We start from the raw sequence: 16945 nt of genomic DNA, 5'->3' as shown, positions 1-16945 counted from the left end.
GGCCGGGCCAGAACGTGGCTCCAGCACTTGTTCCGCGTGGAAGTTGGCCTTTCACGAAAAAGTTCCCCGCGGCCAGCACGACGATCAGCGCCGTAACATGTAGATGCATTTTTCGCGCATCGACGGGGCGTGGGTCGGCGGCCGAATCCGGCTGGTCGATCAGGTTGCGAAGGGCGCAGCCAAGCCCCGCAGCGGAACCGGAATCACCACGATTCTTGCCAGCGGGGCCATGAAGGCTGAATGACAGCGATGTGAAAGGTTCTGGACGAGCGTGACGGCGGCGGACGCCGCCGCGTGGCCGCTTTAGTGGTCGTGATTGCTGGCGGCGAAGCCCGCCGCGTTCAGGACGTCGATCACTTCCTGGATATGTTCGGGCCCGCGAGTCTGGAGCACAAAGTCCACCTCGACGTTGCGCACCGGCAATGACGTGAACGCCCGCTGGTGATGCACTTCGGTGATGTTGGCCTGCGCGTCGGCGATGAGCTTGGTGGCATGGGCCAGCGCGCCCGGCAGGTCGCGCAGGTCGACACGGATGCGGGCCAGCCGGCCTGCGCGCACCATGCCGCGCTCGATCAGCTCTCCCAGCATCAGCGGATCAATATTGCCGCCCGTCAGGACCAGGCCAATACGCTTGCCCTTGTAGCGGTCGCTGCCCTCTTCCTGCGCGCGCAGGAGCGCAGCCAGGCCCGCGGCGCCTGCGCCCTCGACCACGGTCTTTTCGATCTCAAGCAGCACCACGATCGCGTGCTCGATGTCGGCCTCGCTGACCAGTTCAACCCGGTCGGCCAGCCGTTGCACGATGGGCAGCGTCAGGTCGCCAGGAGACTTGACGGCGATCCCTTCGGCGATGGTGTATTGGCCCTGCGGCATGGACACGCCCTTGACCGCCGCGTACATCGCCGGAAAGCGCTCGGTCTGCACGCCCACGATCTCGATGCCGGGCTTCAAGGCCTTGGCCGCCGTGGCGATACCAGAGATCAGCCCGCCGCCCCCGATGGCGATGACCAGCGTGTCAAGCTGCGGCTGGTCTTCCAGCATCTCCAGCGCCACCGTCCCCTGCCCCGAGATGACGGCTTCGTCGTCGTAGGGGTGGATCATGATCAGGCCGCGTTCTTTGGCCAGCTCGTAACCGCGCGCCTTGGCGTCGTCGAAGGTGTCGCCGGCCAGCACGACTTCGGCGCCGAAGCGCCGCGTGTTGGCGACCTTGACCGTGGGGGTGAAGCGCGGCATCACGATCACGGCGGGCACGCCCATGCGCTGCGCATGATAGGCGACGCCCTGGGCGTGATTGCCGGCCGACACCGCGATCACGCCCTTGGCGCGCTCATCGTCCGACAGCGTCAGCATGCGATTCAATGCCCCCCGCTCCTTGAAGGACGCGGTGAACTGCAGGTTCTCGAATTTCAGCCAGATCTCGGCGCCGAAAATGTCGGACAGCGTGCGGGACAGGGTGAAGGGAGTCTTAAGGACCTGGCCGCGCAGGTTCTCGCGGGCGGTCTGGATGGAGGCGATATCTATCACGATGGAAATCCTGTTAGCGCACGGGCAGGAAATTGAACAGCAGGAGGCCTTGCGCGTAGTTGATCCCGATGCGCCTGGAGTTCTCGCCGAGCAGGTTGGCGATCAGGTCGAGCCGGCCAATGATGGCGCCGAACTCGCGCTCGAAGCTGAGATTCGTGGCGTTCGGGGATATTTCGTTGGCCAGCAGCAGCAACTCGCCTTGATTGTTGCGCCGCGATGCCAGCAGCCACGCCGCGGCCTCGACGTTCCGAGCGGCATTGTAGACCCGCTGTCCGTCCAGCGCGTCAGTGGCGTAGAGGCGCGTCTTGCCGTTGTGCGCCGCGATGATGGTGTCGGCGAGGCCGTAGATGAAAGCGCCGACGCGGTCGCCCGGATAGTTCGGATCCAGCGAGACGGCCAGGATCTGGATGTCGCGCAGTCCCGACAGGTCGCTGGGCGGGACGCGCACTTCGATGGAATGTTTGACCCGGTTGATGGCCGTCGCCAGGTCAGGCGCGCCGGTCTTGCGCCACTCGCGGGGATTGCGGCGGTACAGCTTGTCCAGCAGCGAATACAGGCTGGCCAGGTTATCGCGAACTTCGAGCGTGACGGTGCGGTTGAAATCGGTCTGCGCGAGCTGGTCGGCGGACATGTCCTCGCCCCTGGGGCCGCGCTGGCCCGCCCCTGGCGGCGCCATACAGCCGGTCATCAGCAGCGCGGCAAGCAGCGCCCCGGCGACGGCGGTTATCGGCCACGCTGTCATGCCTTGTTCATCCGTATACCCTCTTTCAACATCGTGTCGAGGGCGTCCTGCCGGACCGGGGCGGCGCCTCTCTCGCGCAAGACTTTACAGGAAGGCCGCGGAAGTTGGGAGACGCCTCGCATCCTGCCGTGGCAAGCCGATTCGTGGCCACCGTGCGCCCGAAAAAAAACGGCGCCTTTCGGCGCCGTCTTTCAATCAGTGACCTGCGGGCTTATTCGGCCTGCGGTTCCGATTGGGGAGCGGCTTCAGGAGCGGCAGCGGCTTGCTGCTGCTCGATGCCGCCGATCGCCTTGATGGACAGGCGCAGACGGCCCTTGTCGTCGGCCTCGATGACCTTGACGCGGACTTGCTGGCCGACCTTCAGCACATCGTTGATGTTCGCGATGCGGTAGTTGGCGATTTCCGAGATGTGCAGCAGGCCGTCGCGGCCCGGCAGCACCTGCACGATGGCGCCGAAGTCCAGCAGGCGCAGGACCGAGCCTTCGTAGATCTGGCCCACTTCGACGTCGGCGGTCAGTTCGACGATGCGGCGCTGGGCTTCCTTGGCCTGCGCTTCGTCGACGCTGGCGATCACGATCGTGCCGTCGTCGGAGATGTCGATCTGCGTGCCGGTTTCTTCGGTCAGCGCGCGGATGGTGGCGCCGCCCTTGCCGATCACGTCGCGGATCTTCTCGGGGTTGATCTTGATGGTCAGCATGCGCGGAGCGAAAGCCGACAGCTCGCCACGCGAACCGTCCAGCGCATCCTTCATCTTGCCCAGGATGTGCAGGCGGCCTTCGCGGGCCTGAGCCAGCGCCACTTGCATGATTTCCTTGGTGATGCCCTGGATCTTGATGTCCATCTGCAGTGCGGTGACGCCGTTTTCGGTGCCCGCAACCTTGAAGTCCATGTCGCCCAGGTGATCTTCGTCGCCCAGGATGTCCGTCAGCACGGCGAACTTGCCGCCGTCCAGGATCAGGCCCATGGCCACGCCGGCCACGTGATCCTTGACCGGCACGCCGGCGTCCATCATGGCCAGCGAGCCGCCGCAGACCGATGCCATCGACGAGGAGCCGTTGGATTCGGTGATTTCCGACACGAGGCGGATCGTGTACTGGAAGTCTTCGGGGGCCGGCAGCAGCGGGATCAGCGAACGCTTGGCAAGGCGGCCGTGGCCGATTTCGCGGCGCTTGGGCACACCGATGCGGCCCGTTTCGCCGGTGGCGAACGGAGGCATGTTGTAGTGCATCATGAAGCGGTCGCGGTACTCGCCCATGAGCGCGTCGATGATCTGTTCGTCTTGCTTGGTGCCCAGCGTGGCAACGACCAGCGCCTGGGTTTCACCGCGGGTGAACAGGGCGCTGCCGTGCGCGCGGGGCAGCACGCCCAGACGCACGCTGATCGGGCGCACGGTGCGGGTGTCGCGGCCGTCGATACGCGGCTCGCCGTTCAGGATCTGGCCGCGGACGATGGCCGATTCCAGCGAGAACATGATGTTGTCGACGGTGACGGCGTCCGGCAGCGATTCGCCCTTTTCGGCGGCGGCGGCGGCCAGCTTGGCCGACACGTCGGCCGACACTTCACGCAGCTTGGCGGTGCGGGCCTGCTTTTCGCGGATCTGGTAGGCGGCGTTCAGGCCTTCCTGGGCGGCGGCGGTCACCGCAGCGATCAGGGCCTCGTCCTTGGCGGGAGCCTGCCAGTCCCAATCGGGCTTGCCGGCGTCCTTGACCAGTTCGTGGATGGCGTTGATGACAGCCTGCATTTGCTCGTGGCCGTACACCACGCCGCCCAGCATGACTTCTTCGGACAGCTGGTCGGCTTCCGATTCCACCATCAGCACGGCGTTTTCCGTGCCGGCGACGACGAGGTCCAGCTTCGAGGACTTGAGCTGCGTAGCGGTCGGGTTCAGGGCGTATTGGCCGTCGATGTAGCCCACGCGCGCGGCGCCGATGGGGCCGCTGAACGGGATGCCCGAGATGGCCAGGGCGGCGGACGCGCCGATCATGGCGGCGATGTCGGGGTCGATCTCAGGATTGACCGACAGCGTGTGGATGACCACCTGGACTTCGTTGTAGAAGTCTTCGGGGAACAGCGGACGCAGGGGACGGTCGATCAGGCGGGAGGTCAGCGTTTCCTTTTCGGACGGCTTGCCTTCGCGCTTGAAGAACCCGCCCGGGATGCGGCCGGCGGCGTAGGTCTTCTCGATGTAGTCGACGGTCAGGGGAAAAAACGTCTGACCCGGCTTGGCCTTCTTGGAAGCCACGACCGTGGCCAGGACAACGGTGTCCTCGATCGACACCACAACGGCGCCGGAAGCCTGGCGAGCGATTTCGCCGGTTTCCAGGACGACCGTGTGCTGGCCGTACTGGAACGATTTTGTCACTTTATTGAACATGACGATTATTCCTTACAAATGAAAAACCGTGGCCGCTGCGACATGCGTCGCACCGACCACGGTTGCGTCATGGGGAGCCAGCCCCGTCGATCACTTGCGCAGACCGAGTTTTTCGATCAGTGCGCGGTACGAATCGGGATTGCGGCCCTTGAGATAGTCGAGCAGCTTGCGGCGACGGCTGACCATACGCAGCAGACCGCGGCGCGAGTGATGGTCCTTCATGTGTTCTTTGAAGTGACCAGTCAGTTCGTTGATACGGGCGGTGAGCAGAGCCACCTGGACTTCGGGGGAGCCGGTATCGCCCTGAGCGCGTTGGAACTGCGCAACGATATCGGATTTCTTGATGTCAGCTACAGACATTGATGACCTCTTCGGACATGCGACAGGGCCGAGGCGCCCTGACGTGGTTTGGAAAAATTTGCGCGCGACCTGGCTAAATTCGCTTTCTCACTGCAGCCAATGTTGGCGCGCGCAAAGTATCTTGCAGAATCAATACACTTGATAAAGCTCGATGATTATAGCTGAATAGCTAGAATTACCCCAATGAGGGTCGGCGCCCCTGCGAGAGGCCTCCGTCCCGCGGCACCGGAAGGAGAAAAACATGATCAATTGTTACAGAATAGCCCGCTTGACCCTCGCTTCCCTGGCGCTGACGGGGCTGGCCGCCTGCGCCAACATGGCCCAAGTGCCGCCCGGCACGCCGCTGGCGGACGTCCAGGCGCAATTCGGGGCGCCCAATTTCGAGTGCCCGCAGGCCAACGGCGGCCGCCGCGTCATCTGGACCCAGCAACCCATGGGTCAGTACGCCTGGGGCGCCAACGTGGGCACGGATGGCCGGGTGGACCGCGTGACGCCGCTCCTGACCGACGAGCATTTCAGGGTGCTGGAAACCGGCGACTGGGGACCGGAACGCGTCCGCTGCGAGTTCGGGCCGCCCGCCCGGATCGACACGGTCGGCCTGGGTGAAAAGCGCGAGGTCGTCTGGTCCTATCGTTACCGCGAAAACAGCGTGTGGAATTCGCTGATGTACGTCTACATGAGCCGCGACGGCAGCAAGGTGACGCGCTTTCATCCCGGCCCCGACCCCATGTACGACGACGACAAATTCATGTGGCATTGAGCGCGCCGCCCAAAGAAAAACCCGCCTTCACAGAGGCGGGTTCTTTTCTTTGTGGCATCAGGACGAATGGCCCCGGCGCTCTTGCTGCAGGCGCCGGGCCTTGTTCCAGCGCCACGCCCAGGTGACCCAGCCCGACAGGCCATACAGCACGAACAGGCCGAACAGGACGACCGGGGGATCGCTGGACACGAACACGAACACGGCCACCACCAGCAGGATGCCCCAGAAAGGCACGCTGCGGCCCAGCGCGAAGCTCTTGCCGCTGAAGAACGGCGCGTTCGACACCATGGTGATGCCCGCGTACATGGTGAGCGTGAACGCCACCCAGGCCATCAGGCTGTCGTGGATGGGCAGCTTGTTGTCCACCGCCAGCCAGACGAAGCCCGCCACGAGCGCGGCCGCGGCGGGGCTGGGCAAGCCCTGGAAGAAGCGCTTGTCCACGACGGCGATGTTGGTGTTGAACCGCGCCAGGCGCAGCGCCGCGCCGGACACATAGACGAACGCCGCGAGCCAGCCCCAGCGGCCCAGGTCGTTCAGGATCCATTCGTACATGACGAGTGCGGGCGCAACGCCAAACGACGTCATGTCGGACAGCGAGTCGTATTGCTCGCCGAAGGCGGACTGCGTGTTGGTCAGGCGGGCCACCCGCCCGTCCATGCCGTCCAGCACCATGGCGACGAAAATGGCGATGGCGGCCACTTCGAAGCGGTCGTTCATAGCCTGCACCACGGCATAGAACCCGGCGAACAAAGCGGCGGTGGTGAACGCGTTCGGAAGCAGGTAGATGCTCCGGTGGCGGTTCTCGGAATCGCGCATGGAAAAATTGGGCATGGTCTCAATAACTTACAACGGACTTTGAAAGGTTAACCTATCTGGCCCTGCTTGCGGGCTGCAGCAAGGGTCGTGCCCGGCCCGAAATGGGTGCAAACGGCGCAAATGGCCAAAAAAAGCGGCATGCCCATGCAGGCATGCCGCTTCGATCCTGACCGGCGGGGCCGCGCCCCGCCCGCCCAGGCAGATCAGTTCTTGGACTTGTCCACCAGCTTGTTGGCGGCGATCCAGGGCATCATGGCGCGCAGCTTGCCGCCCACCTGCTCGATCTGCGATTCCGCGTTGATGCGGCGGCGCGAGGTCAGCGTCGGGGCGCCGGCGGCGTTTTCCAGGATGAACTTCTTGGCGTATTCGCCGGTCTGGATGTCCGTCAGGCACTGGCGCATGGCCTTGCGGGTTTCTTCCGTGACGATCTTCGGACCCGTTTCGTACTCGCCGAATTCGGCGTTGTTCGAAATCGAGTAGTTCATGTTGGCGATGCCGCCTTCATAGATCAGGTCGACGATCAGCTTCAGTTCGTGCAAGCACTCGAAGTACGCCATTTCGGGCGCGTAGCCGGCTTCCACCAGCGTGTCGAAGCCAGCCTTGATCAGTTCGACGGTGCCGCCGCACAGCACGGCCTGTTCGCCGAACAGGTCGGTTTCGGTTTCTTCGCGGAAGTTGGTTTCAATGATGCCGGCACGGCCGCCGCCGTTGGCGCTGGCGTACGACAGGGCCACGTCGCGCGCGGCGCCCGACTTGTCCTGGTACACGGCCACCAGGTGGGGCACGCCGCCGCCCTGCTTGTACGTGTTGCGCACCGTGTGGCCCGGGGCCTTGGGGGCGATCATGATGACGTCGATGTCTTCGCGCGGCACGACCTGGCCGTAGTGGACATTGAAGCCGTGGGCGAACGCCAGGGCGGCGCCGGCCTTGATGTTGGCGTGGACTTCGTTGTTGTAGACCGAGGCGATGTTCTCGTCGGGCAGCAGCATCATGACGATGTCGGCCGACTTGACGGCTTCCGCGACTTCCTTGACTTCCAGGCCGGCGTTGGCGGCCTTGTTCCACGAGGCGCCGCCCTTGCGCAGGCCGACGATGACCTTCACGCCCGACTCATGCAGGTTCAGCGCGTGCGCATGGCCTTGCGAGCCGTAGCCGATGATGGCGACGGTCTTGCCTTTGATGAGGGACAGATCGCAGTCTTTGTCGTAGAAAACTTTCATGTTGTGCTCCAGATTCCAGTATTTGGATATTCGATTAATTCAGATGTAGGGTGAGGCAGGCCTGGAAGGCCGGTCAAATCTTCAAAATCCGTTCACCGCGTCCGATGCCGGACACGCCGGTGCGCACGGTTTCAAGGATGGCACTGCGGTCCAGGGCCTCAAGGAAGGCCTGTACTTTTTCCTGCACCCCGGTCAGTTCGATGGTGTAGGACTTGTCGGTGACGTCAATGATGCGGCCGCGGAAGATGTCCGCCATGCGCTTCATTTCCTCGCGTTCCTTGCCCACGGCGCGCACCTTCACGAGCATCAGCTCGCGCTCGATGTGGGCGCCTTCGGTCAGGTCCACCACCTTCACGACATCCACCAGGCGGTTCAGGTGCTTGGTGATCTGTTCGATGACTTCATCGGAACCGGTCGTCACGATGGTCATGCGCGACAGCGTGGAGTCCTCGGTGGGCGCCACGGTCAGGGTTTCGATGTTGTAGCCCCGCGCCGAGAACAGGCCCACCACGCGCGACAGCGCGCCGGGTTCGTTCTCGAGGAGGACGGAAATCACGTGCTTCATTGGTGGCCTCCTTACAGGTCTTCAGAGCCGAGCAGCATTTCAGTCAGCCCGCGGCCGGCCTTGACCATCGGCCACACGTTTTCCGTGCGGTCGGTGATGAAGTCCAGGAAGACCAGGCGCTCCTTGTGCTTGCCGAACGCTTCGCGCAGCGCCGGCTCGACGTCCGCCGGGCGTTCGATGCGCAGGCCCACGTGGCCGTAGGCCTCGGCCACCTTGACGAAGTCGGGCAGCGAATCCATGTAGGACTCGGAGTAGCGCGAGCCGTAGTCGATCTGCTGCCATTGGCGCACCATGCCCAGGAACCGGTTGTTCAGGCAGATGATCTTGGGCGACAGGCGGTACTGGTGGCAGGTCGACAGTTCCTGGATGTTCATCTGGATGGAGCCTTCACCCGTGATGACGGCGACGTCATGCCCGGGATTGGCCATCTGCACGCCCATCGCGTACGGCAACCCGACGCCCATGGTGCCCAGGCCGCCGGAATTGATCCAGCGGCGCGGCTTGTCGAACTTGTAGTACTGGGCCGCCCACATCTGATGCTGGCCCACGTCGGAGGTGACGAAGGCGTCTCCGCCAGTCACTTCCCAGAGCTTTTCCACCACGAACTGCGGCTTGATGACTTCGTCCGAATTGGCGAACTTCAGGCATTCCTTGCCGCGCCAGGTCTCGACCTGATCCCACCACTTGGCGATGGAGGCGGGCTTGTGCTCGGCGGCCGCGATCTCGTATTGGGCGCTGATGTCGGCCAGCACGTCCTTGACGTTGCCCACGATCGGGACGTCCACGCGCACGCGCTTGGAGATCGACGACGGGTCGATGTCGATATGGATGATCTTGCGGGCGTTCTGCGCAAAGTGCTTGGGATTGCCGATCACGCGGTCATCGAAGCGGGCGCCGATGGCGAGCAGCACGTCGCAGTGCTGCATGGCCATGTTGGCCTCGTACGTACCGTGCATGCCGGGCATGCCCACGAACTGGCCGCTGCTGGCCGGGAAGCCGCCCAGCCCCATCAGGGTGCTGGTGCAGGGCGCGCCCAGCTGCGACACGAGCTTGTTGAGCTCGGGCGCGGCGTTCGACAGGATGACCCCGCCGCCCGTGTAGATCATGGGCCGCTCGGCGGCCAGCAGCATCTGCACGGCTTTCTTGATCTGCCCCTGGTGGCCCTTGTTGACGGGCGCGTAGGAGCGCATCGAGATCTCGCCCTTGGGCGGCGTGTACTTGCAGTGCGCAATGGTGATGTCTTTGGGGATATCGACCAGCACCGGACCGGGACGGCCCGTGCGCGCGATGTAGAACGCGCGGCGCATGGTTTCGGCCAGGTCCTTGATGTCGCGCACAAGGAAGTTGTGCTTGACGCAGGGACGCGTGATGCCGACGGTGTCGCATTCCTGGAAGGCGTCTTCGCCGATGGCCGCAGTGGGCACCTGCCCGCTGATGATGACCATCGGGATGGAGTCCATGTAGGCGGTGGCGATGCCGGTGACGGCATTGGTCACGCCCGGGCCGCTGGTCACGATGCAGACGCCGACCTTCTGCGACGAGCGCGAATAGGCATCGGCCGCGTGCACGGCAGCTTGCTCGTGACGAACCAGGATATGCTGAAATTTGTCTTGCTTGAAGATAGCGTCGTAGATGTAGAGCACCGCGCCGCCGGGATAGCCGAAGACGTGTTCCACGCCCTCATCGGCCAGGCAGCGCACGACGATATCGGCGCCATTCATTTCCATGTTGTAGTTCCTTTCAGTACCGGCCCTGCAACCCTGACTGCTGCTCGCCCGGATACGGCGGCAACTGAACCCATACCGGCTACGACAACATGATCCGGCGCTTAGCGGCTCACGGAGCCACGCCACCCGGACACCTTGCCGACCCGGCACACGCTCGACAGAACGCAGTGCAAACGCCCCTGGGGGACGCTGGAGGTCGAAATGGAAGCCTTGGCAACACACGCTTGTGGCGCGGCCAACGGCAGGTGTGACTTGCTGCAGGACGGCTGGGATGTGACCTTGGCCGTTCGCATCAACGCTCCGGTTTCGGATAGGCAGACCGAAGCAAGTGGAGCAATTTACCGCGTTGCGTCAAAGGTGGCAAATCGCCCTTTTCCGACCGTTGCGCGGAAGGTTCGGTAACTATCCGACCCCAAAAAGCACGGCAGCCTCTCTATACTTGTTCCGTCTTCCAGAACCGAGCCCCCTGCCCATGGATTTGCGCATTGCCAGCATTCGCCGCTTCCTCTACAGCCACTACTTCTTCGGAGGGGTGCGCCAGGGGGTCGGCATGCTGTTGCCCGTGCTGGTGCTGGGGGGGCTGTTCGGCAACTACACCACCGGCCTGGTCGCCACCTTCGGCGCGCAGTGCCTGGCCATCATCGACCAGCCGGGCGGCCCGCAGCGCCACCGCACCAACGAAATGCTGGGCGGCGCGGCGCTGGGCACGATCACGGTCATCATCACCGGCCTGGCGTCCTCGCATCCCGTGCTGATCTGGCTGGCGGTCATCGCGCAGTGTTTCGTCTATTCGATGTTCACCGTGTTCGGCAAGCGCGGCGGGCTGATCGGGTTCGCCGGCCTGCTGCTGATGACCCTGACCATGCACTCGCCGCTGGCGCCGCACGAAGTGCTGGCCCATGCCGCGGCCACGCTGGGCGGCGCGCTGTTCTACGTGGTGTTCAGCCTGGGATTTTCCCGGCTGTTCTGGCTGCGCGAAGAGCAGCAGGCCATGTCGGTCGCGCTCTTCGCCACCGCCGACTACGTGGCGGCGCGCGCGTCCTTCTACGACGAAACCGCTGATCTGGACGAAGCCTACCGCACCCTGATCCAGCGCCAGTCCGTCATGACCGAAAAACACCAGGCCGCGCGCGACATGGTGCTGCGCGCGCTGCCGCGCGGCAAGGGCCTGGGCGACCGCCAGCGCGTCATGATCTGGAACATGTTCGTGGACATGCTGCAGCTGCTGGACACGCTGGTGGCCACGCATACCGACTACGCGGCGCTGCGCCGCACGCTGGCCGGCAACGACTGCCTGATGTTCATGCGCGACGCGCTCGTGAAGATGTCGCTGGAACTGAACCGGATCGCGCTGGACGTGTCGCGCGGCCGCAAGGTGCAGTACCGCAGCAGCGCCAAGGCCGAGCTGCGCGCCATCGAATACGAGATCGAACAGCTCAAGCACCAGGGGCTGGGCGAACGCGACCCCGAAATGCTGGCGCTGATCATCCAGGTGCTGCGCCGCCTGCGCAATTCGGCGCGCATCGTGGACCGGCTGGCCGACCACACCGCGGCCTCGCCCGACGCCCGGCCCACCGACGTGCTGCGCATCAACAAATCGCTGACCCGCTTCATCTCGCGCCAGGAGTTCCGCTTCGGCCTGCTGACCAGCAACCTGCGGCTGGATTCGCCGCATTTCCGCTACGCGCTGCGCGTGACGGCCGCCGCCGCCATCGCCATGACGCTGGCCAGCCGCTGGCTGTCGCCGGCATTCTCGGCACACAACTACTGGATCATGCTGACCATCGTGATCATCATGAAACCGGGCTTCGCGCTGACCCGCCAGCGCAACGGCTGGCGGCTGATGGGCACGGTGATCGGATGCATCTGCGCGCTGCTGCTGTTCAACGTCACCGACGAGCCCGGCGTCCTGTTTGCCGTGCTGCTGGGCGCCTGCATCATGGGCAACAGCCTGGTGCAGCTCAACTACATGGCCAGCGCCATCTTCAACACCCTGTTCGTGGTGCTGGTCTTCCATTTCGTGTCGCCGGGCACCGTGTCCATGTCCGTGATCGGCGAACGCGCCATCGACACGCTGATAGGCTGCGCGCTGGCGCTGATCTGCAGCTACATCCTGCCCTGGTGGGAAGCCCGTTACCTGAAGCCCCTGGCCTCCGCCGCCACCCGCGCCAACCGTGAATACCTGCTGGCGGGGTTGCGCTACGCCGAAGCCATGCAGGCGCACGGCGCTCCCGTGGGCGCGGCGGCCGCCGAGACGCCCGCCGTGACGGACGCGGACCTGGCCTGGCGCCTGGCGCGCAAGAACGTGCATATCGCGTTCAGCAACTTCGCGGAAGCGTTCTACCGGATGATGAGCGAGCCCAAGTCGCATCAGGTCGATGTCCCCGAACTGAACAACCTGCTGATCCAGAACCACGTGCTGGCCTCGCAGATCACCGCCGCGATCCCGATCCTGGCGGCGCTGCCCGCCACGCCGGAACCGGTCCAGCAGGCCCTGAAGGGCATGGCGGACCTGCTGGACGAAAACAACACGCGGCCGCCGGCCAGCCTGCCCACGCAGTTCGACACGGGTGGAGACCAGGCCGCGCTGGCCTATCCGGTCAAGCAGATGCTGAAAGCCACCCACATGATCCGCCAGGAACTCCAGGCGTTGGCCGACCCCATGCACGCGCCGCCCGTGGCGGCGGCGTCGTAGGCGCTGCGGGCGACATCGTCAACCAAAAGAAAAATGCCGGCCCGGTTCCCGGGCCGGCATTTTTGTTGAAGCGGCGACTTACTGCGTCAGGTGCCTCAATCCAGCTTGCGTCGGAACACCAGCTTGTCTTCCGACGACGCCGAGGCGTCGAACGCATAGCCTTCCAGGTCAAAGCCCTGCAGCCCTTCCGGCTTGGCGACCTTGTGCTGGATGGCGTAGCGGGCCATCAGGCCGCGCGCGCGCTTGGCGTGGAAGCTGATGACCTTCCAGGCGCCGTTCTTCCAGTCCTGAAACACGCACTGCACGACCCGCGCCTTCAGCGTCTTCAGGTCGACCGACTTGAAATACTCTTCGGACGCCAGGTTGACGATGACGGGCGACTTCTGGCCGGACTGCCGCTCGTTCAGATAGTCCGCGATGGCGCTGCCCCAGTATTCGTACAGGTTTTTGCCCTTGGGGTTGGCCAGGCGGGTGCCCATTTCCAGGCGGTACGGCTGCATCAGGTCCAGCGGGCGCAGCACGCCATACAGTCCGCTGAGGATGGCGACGTGCTCCTGCGCCCAGTCCAGCTGCTTGGCCGACAGGGTGCCGGCGTCCAGGCCTTCATAGACATCGCCGTTGAAGGCCAGCACGGCCTGGCGCGAGTTGGCCTGCGTGAAGCTGCGCTTCCAGTGCGCATAGCGCTGGACGTTCAGTTCGGACAGCGCCGGGCTCAGGCTCATGAGTGCCGAGATGTCCTCGGCGGTCTTGGTCTTCAGGACCTTGATCAGGCCGGCGGCCTGATCCACGAACAGCGGCTGGGTGTGCGTCTCGATGTGCAGCGGCGAGTCGTAGTCCAGCTTCTTGGCGGGGGAAAGCAAAAACAGCATTCGGGGGTCCTTTGTTAGCGCGCCGTCCAGCCGCCATCGACGGAGACGGTGGTGCCGGTGATTTGCGCGGCGGCGTCCGAAGCCAGGAAGACGGCGGTGCCGCCCAGTTGCTCCGGCGTCACGAATTGCAGCGAGGGCTGCTTTTCGCTGAGCAGGTCGCGCGCCGCGGCTTCCTGGTCAACGCCATTCTTTTCCGCCAGCGCGGTGATCTGTTTTTCGACGAGCGGGGTGCGCACCCAGCCCGGGCAGATGGCGTTGGCGGTGATGCCCTGGCCGGCCGTTTCCAGCGCCGTGACCTTGGTGAAACCCACCACGCCATGCTTGGCGGCCACGTAGGCCGATTTGCTGGCCGAAGCCACCAGCCCATGCGCCGACGCGATGTTGATAATGCGGCCGGAGCCCTGCTTTTTCATGTGCGGCAGGGCCGCGGCGGTTCCGTGGAACACGGCCGACAGGTTGAGCGCCAGGATGGCGTCCCATTTTTCGGCGGGGAAATCCTCGATCAGTGCGGTGTGCTGAATGCCGGCGTTATTGACCAGGATGTCGATGCGTCCCAGCTGCCGGACCGTATTTTCGACCAGTTCGCGCACAGCTGCGCCCTTGGAGAGATCCGCGCCATCGTAGATCACCTTCACGCCGTGTTTTTCGGCAAGGCCCGCGCGCAGCTTTTCAATGTCGGTCGCATCGCCAAAGCCATTCAGGACGATATCGGCGCCCTGCTGGGCGAAGGCGGTGGCGATACCCAGGCCGATGCCGCTGGTGGAACCGGTGACAAGCGCTACTTTTCCTTTGAGCATGAGCTTTCTCCTGTGAGCTGGCGCATAAATCGGGAAGCGAAAACGGGCTTCAAGTGTAGCTGCCCGGCAAGGCGGTCATCATGCCATGCCCCCACGCGCAGCGGGGTCAAGCGGCGGGCGGCTTGTCGGTCGGGGAGGACGGCGACGCGTCCTCGGACTGCGCGCCTTGCGCGGCGGGCAGGCCCGCCATGCCGCCGTATCGTTCCGGCACGCGTTCGAGCAGCTTGATCAGCACGGGCACCACGCCCATCGACACGGCCACGATGACCGACAGCACGTCGCGCTGTTCCAGGTTCACCAGTTGGTTGTCCCAGGCTTCGTTGAAGATGGCGAAGCTGAATTCGCCGCCCTGCGCCAGCACCAGGGCAAACAGCAGGCGATGGTAGCGGGGCAGGCCCAGGAAGCGGGCGAACCCATAGAGGATCACGGCCTTGACGGCCAGCAGTGCCGCCACCCCGCAGAAAATGAACATCCAGTGGTGCGCCACCACCTTCAGGTTGATCGACATGCCGATGGCGACGAAGAACAGGCCCAGCAGCAATCCCTTGAAGGGGTCGATCGCCTTTTCCAGTTCGTCCCGATATCGCGATTCGGCCATCATCACGCCCACCAGGAACCCGCCCAGGCCCGCCGACAGGCCGGCATAGTCGAACAATTGGGCAGCGCCCACCACCATCAGCAGCGCCGCCGCAGTGAAAAGCTCGTTCAGTTCGGCCTTGGCCGCCCAGCCCAGCAGCCGCAACCGGTGGGCCACCGCCACCACGGCCACCGCCAGCAGCGCCTCTTTGAAGGACGGCGCCGACGTGCCGCCGGCGCCCAACAGGCCGGCGGCGACCAGCATCGGGATCGCGGCCATGTCCTGGAACAGCAGCACGCCCAGGGCGGAGCGCCCCAGCGGCGTGCGGGTAAGCTGGCGTTCGTCCAGCAGGCGCAGGGCCACCGCCGTGGACGACAGCGCCAGCGACAGGCCGCACAGCACCGCCGCCTGCCACTCCATGCCCGCCAGGTGCCGCAGGGCCGCCCCGAACACCAGCCCCAGCAGCAGGCCACAGACCAGCATCTGCAGGGAGCCCAGGATGAAGACTTCGTTGCGCATGGCCCACAGGCGTTTGGGCGACAGTTCCAGGCCGATGATAAACAGCATCATCACGACGCCCCACTGCGAGACGCCGATCATCGTGTCCACATTGGTGACCAGCTTCAGGCACGACGGCCCGACCAGCACCCCCGCCACCAGGTAGCCGGGAATGGCGCCCAGTCCCAGCCGCTGGGTGATAGGCACGCACAGCACGGCGGCAAGCAAAAGGATGAGGATCAGGTCCATGGGGCGGGCGGCAGGCGGGATTGGGGGAATTCTGGCCAAAGATTGCGCCGGCCGAAAGCCGGATGAAACCCGCTGTGGTCCTTTTACCCGTCTTCTTTTTCCACCCCTTTACACAAAAGAAAAAAATCCTGTAGAATTGCGGGCTTCGCTGCTCCGACAACGAAGATCCTTCCGACCAGGGATCTTGGCGTGAAAACCCCGAAGTGAAAATCTTCAGGAATTCACCGTTACGGAATCCAGCCACGGAGAGGTGGCAGAGTGGTCGAATGTACCTGACTCGAAATCAGGCGTACGGTATCCCCGTACCGTGGGTTCGAATCCCACCCTCTCCGCCAGTATTCAAGAACGAAGCCCCTGAGAAATCAGGGGCTTTTTTCTTTTTCGCGCCGCTGCACTCGTTGGCCAGGTCGTCAGGCTTGTTTTCGCGTGGCCGATACCTCGGATGCGCATTCATCTCCGCGGCCATCGTCCGCTCAATCCCCGCATTTTTCGCTTACGGAAGCTCCCAATTTAGTACTGGTCCAATTTTCAGCTTTTTGAACCATGGGCAGGATTGCGAACGGCATCCATGCACGCCCGCTCCGATCAGAGACTCGATGGACGGGTAGCTGAACAGGGAGTGAACGTTCTTATGTATAGCTGGAAAGAAACCTTCGAGCTGTGCGCGGAAAACCGCAGGTGGATCGAAAACGAAATGAAGTCGGGTCCGGCGGTCACCTGCACACGCAGCTTCATCATTTTGCCCCTGCGCTATGGCGCGGTGGGCGGCGCAGAGATCCCCCGCAAGCAGTTGCCGCCGCTGCCGGTAAACGCCGCTGACCCCTACAAGGTTGGAATGCTTAGCGAATCGTCCTACGCATTGCGGCCGTTGCGTCAGGGCTTTCTCTATGTGCTCATCAAACGCAAGCAGAAGCCGTATGAGTGGCACAGCCAGTACCGTGTCTCCGAGATCAGCACGCTCACTTACATTGATGCGGACAAGCCCTGGGAGTCTCCAGCGTCGGCCGGTGCAGGTGCGGGGGGATCAACAAGGCTGGCTTGGTCGTTGAAGATCTTCGATGTGGACGGCATCGACGACTTGCGCTTCCTTTTCAGTCCGGTTCCTCTCACGTCCGCAGTGCGGGACAAGTACCGCACCCAAGAGAGCCACCGTCAAACGATGAGATCGGTGAACG

The 16945-nt window shown here is 64.0% G+C and carries 14 protein-coding genes and 1 tRNA gene; 4 read left to right on the top strand and 11 right to left on the bottom strand.

Annotated elements, in window-relative coordinates:
• Positions 1-303 precede the first annotated feature (303 nt).
• The 4 genes from KYC_RS09120 to rpsO form a co-directional block, all read right to left on the bottom strand.
• Positions 304-1521, bottom strand: coding sequence for a threonine ammonia-lyase (locus KYC_RS09120; protein WP_008161238.1), 1218 nt, complete (start codon positions 1519-1521; stop codon positions 304-306).
• A gap of 13 nt (positions 1522-1534) precedes the next feature.
• Positions 1535-2263, bottom strand: coding sequence for a hypothetical protein (locus tag KYC_RS09115; protein WP_008161236.1), 729 nt, complete (start codon positions 2261-2263; stop codon positions 1535-1537).
• A gap of 211 nt (positions 2264-2474) precedes the next feature.
• On the bottom strand, positions 2475-4637 hold the full coding sequence (gene pnp / locus KYC_RS09110; protein WP_008161234.1) for a polyribonucleotide nucleotidyltransferase: 2163 nt from the start codon (positions 4635-4637) through the stop codon (positions 2475-2477).
• 90 nt (positions 4638-4727) lie between these two features.
• Entirely contained in the window at positions 4728-4997 is a 270-nt protein-coding gene (gene rpsO, locus KYC_RS09105; protein WP_006223612.1) for a 30S ribosomal protein S15, read from the bottom strand.
• Between the two features lie 241 nt (positions 4998-5238).
• Here rpsO and KYC_RS09100 point away from each other — a divergent pair, with 241 nt between their 5' ends.
• A complete protein-coding gene (locus KYC_RS09100) occupies positions 5239-5757 on the top strand; it encodes a hypothetical protein (protein ID WP_043517981.1) in 519 nt (172 codons plus the stop codon).
• A 57-nt stretch (positions 5758-5814) separates the two neighbouring features.
• Here the strand turns inward: KYC_RS09100 and pssA are convergent, their stop codons facing one another.
• From pssA to KYC_RS09080, 4 genes are all read right to left on the bottom strand, one after another.
• A complete protein-coding gene (gene pssA / locus KYC_RS09095; RefSeq protein ID WP_008161231.1) occupies positions 5815-6588 on the bottom strand; it encodes a CDP-diacylglycerol--serine O-phosphatidyltransferase in 774 nt (257 codons plus the stop codon).
• 188 nt (positions 6589-6776) lie between these two features.
• A complete protein-coding gene (ilvC, locus tag KYC_RS09090) occupies positions 6777-7793 on the bottom strand; it encodes a ketol-acid reductoisomerase (protein ID WP_008161230.1) in 1017 nt (338 codons plus the stop codon).
• Positions 7794-7866: 73 nt separating this feature from the next.
• Positions 7867-8358: an acetolactate synthase small subunit gene (gene ilvN / locus KYC_RS09085; RefSeq protein ID WP_006223608.1), complete on the bottom strand. Its 492-nt coding sequence runs from the start codon at positions 8356-8358 to the stop codon at positions 7867-7869.
• Between the two features lie 11 nt (positions 8359-8369).
• On the bottom strand, positions 8370-10139 hold the full coding sequence (locus KYC_RS09080; protein ID WP_274428493.1) for an acetolactate synthase 3 catalytic subunit: 1770 nt from the start codon (positions 10137-10139) through the stop codon (positions 8370-8372).
• 418 nt (positions 10140-10557) lie between these two features.
• On the opposite strand from KYC_RS09080, the gene KYC_RS09075 reads away from it, so the two are divergent.
• Positions 10558-12780: an FUSC family protein gene (locus KYC_RS09075; RefSeq protein ID WP_008161228.1), complete on the top strand. Its 2223-nt coding sequence runs from the start codon at positions 10558-10560 to the stop codon at positions 12778-12780.
• A gap of 95 nt (positions 12781-12875) precedes the next feature.
• Here KYC_RS09075 and yaaA read toward each other — a convergent pair whose 3' ends face one another.
• The 3 genes from yaaA to KYC_RS09060 all read right to left on the bottom strand — a co-directional run bounded on the left by yaaA (position 12876) and on the right by KYC_RS09060 (position 15770).
• On the bottom strand, positions 12876-13649 hold the full coding sequence (yaaA, locus tag KYC_RS09070; protein WP_008161227.1) for a peroxide stress protein YaaA: 774 nt from the start codon (positions 13647-13649) through the stop codon (positions 12876-12878).
• A 14-nt stretch (positions 13650-13663) separates the two neighbouring features.
• Positions 13664-14446, bottom strand: coding sequence for a 3-hydroxybutyrate dehydrogenase (locus tag KYC_RS09065; RefSeq protein WP_008161226.1), 783 nt, complete (start codon positions 14444-14446; stop codon positions 13664-13666).
• 106 nt (positions 14447-14552) lie between these two features.
• The gene (locus KYC_RS09060) at positions 14553-15770 is read right to left on the bottom strand and encodes a cation:proton antiporter domain-containing protein (RefSeq protein WP_008161225.1); all 1218 of its coding nucleotides are present in this window, start codon (positions 15768-15770) and stop codon (positions 14553-14555) included.
• Positions 15771-16014: 244 nt separating this feature from the next.
• On the opposite strand from KYC_RS09060, the gene KYC_RS09055 reads away from it, so the two are divergent.
• Both KYC_RS09055 and KYC_RS09050 read left to right on the top strand, forming a co-directional pair.
• A tRNA-Ser gene (locus tag KYC_RS09055) sits at positions 16015-16105 on the top strand.
• 233 nt (positions 16106-16338) lie between these two features.
• Positions 16339-16945: toxin VasX (locus KYC_RS09050; RefSeq protein WP_008161224.1), on the top strand; the 607-nt coding region annotated here is incomplete at its 3' end.

This window comes from Achromobacter arsenitoxydans SY8, from assembly GCF_000236785.1.
Lineage (GTDB): Bacteria > Pseudomonadota > Gammaproteobacteria > Burkholderiales > Burkholderiaceae_B > Achromobacter > Achromobacter arsenitoxydans.
The sequence above is the reverse complement of the archived record's forward strand: the minus strand, read 5'-3'. Positions and strand labels throughout refer to the sequence as shown.

Excerpts from the sequence above, each read along its gene's own strand:
- KYC_RS09115 (WP_008161236.1), bottom strand. The coding sequence starts at position 2,263 with ATGACAGCGTGGCCGATAACCGCCGTCGCCGGGGCGCTGCTTGCCGCG.
- pnp (WP_008161234.1), bottom strand. The coding sequence starts at position 4,637 with ATGTTCAATAAAGTGACAAAATCGTTCCAGTACGGCCAGCACACGGTC.
- rpsO (WP_006223612.1), bottom strand. The coding sequence starts at position 4,997 with ATGTCTGTAGCTGACATCAAGAAATCCGATATCGTTGCGCAGTTCCAA.
- KYC_RS09100 (WP_043517981.1), top strand. The coding sequence starts at position 5,239 with ATGATCAATTGTTACAGAATAGCCCGCTTGACCCTCGCTTCCCTGGCG.
- pssA (WP_008161231.1), bottom strand. The coding sequence starts at position 6,588 with ATGCCCAATTTTTCCATGCGCGATTCCGAGAACCGCCACCGGAGCATC.
- ilvC (WP_008161230.1), bottom strand. The coding sequence starts at position 7,793 with ATGAAAGTTTTCTACGACAAAGACTGCGATCTGTCCCTCATCAAAGGC.
- ilvN (WP_006223608.1), bottom strand. The coding sequence starts at position 8,358 with ATGAAGCACGTGATTTCCGTCCTCCTCGAGAACGAACCCGGCGCGCTG.
- KYC_RS09075 (WP_008161228.1), top strand. The coding sequence starts at position 10,558 with ATGGATTTGCGCATTGCCAGCATTCGCCGCTTCCTCTACAGCCACTAC.
- yaaA (WP_008161227.1), bottom strand. The coding sequence starts at position 13,649 with ATGCTGTTTTTGCTTTCCCCCGCCAAGAAGCTGGACTACGACTCGCCG.
- KYC_RS09065 (WP_008161226.1), bottom strand. The coding sequence starts at position 14,446 with ATGCTCAAAGGAAAAGTAGCGCTTGTCACCGGTTCCACCAGCGGCATC.
- KYC_RS09060 (WP_008161225.1), bottom strand. The coding sequence starts at position 15,770 with ATGGACCTGATCCTCATCCTTTTGCTTGCCGCCGTGCTGTGCGTGCCT.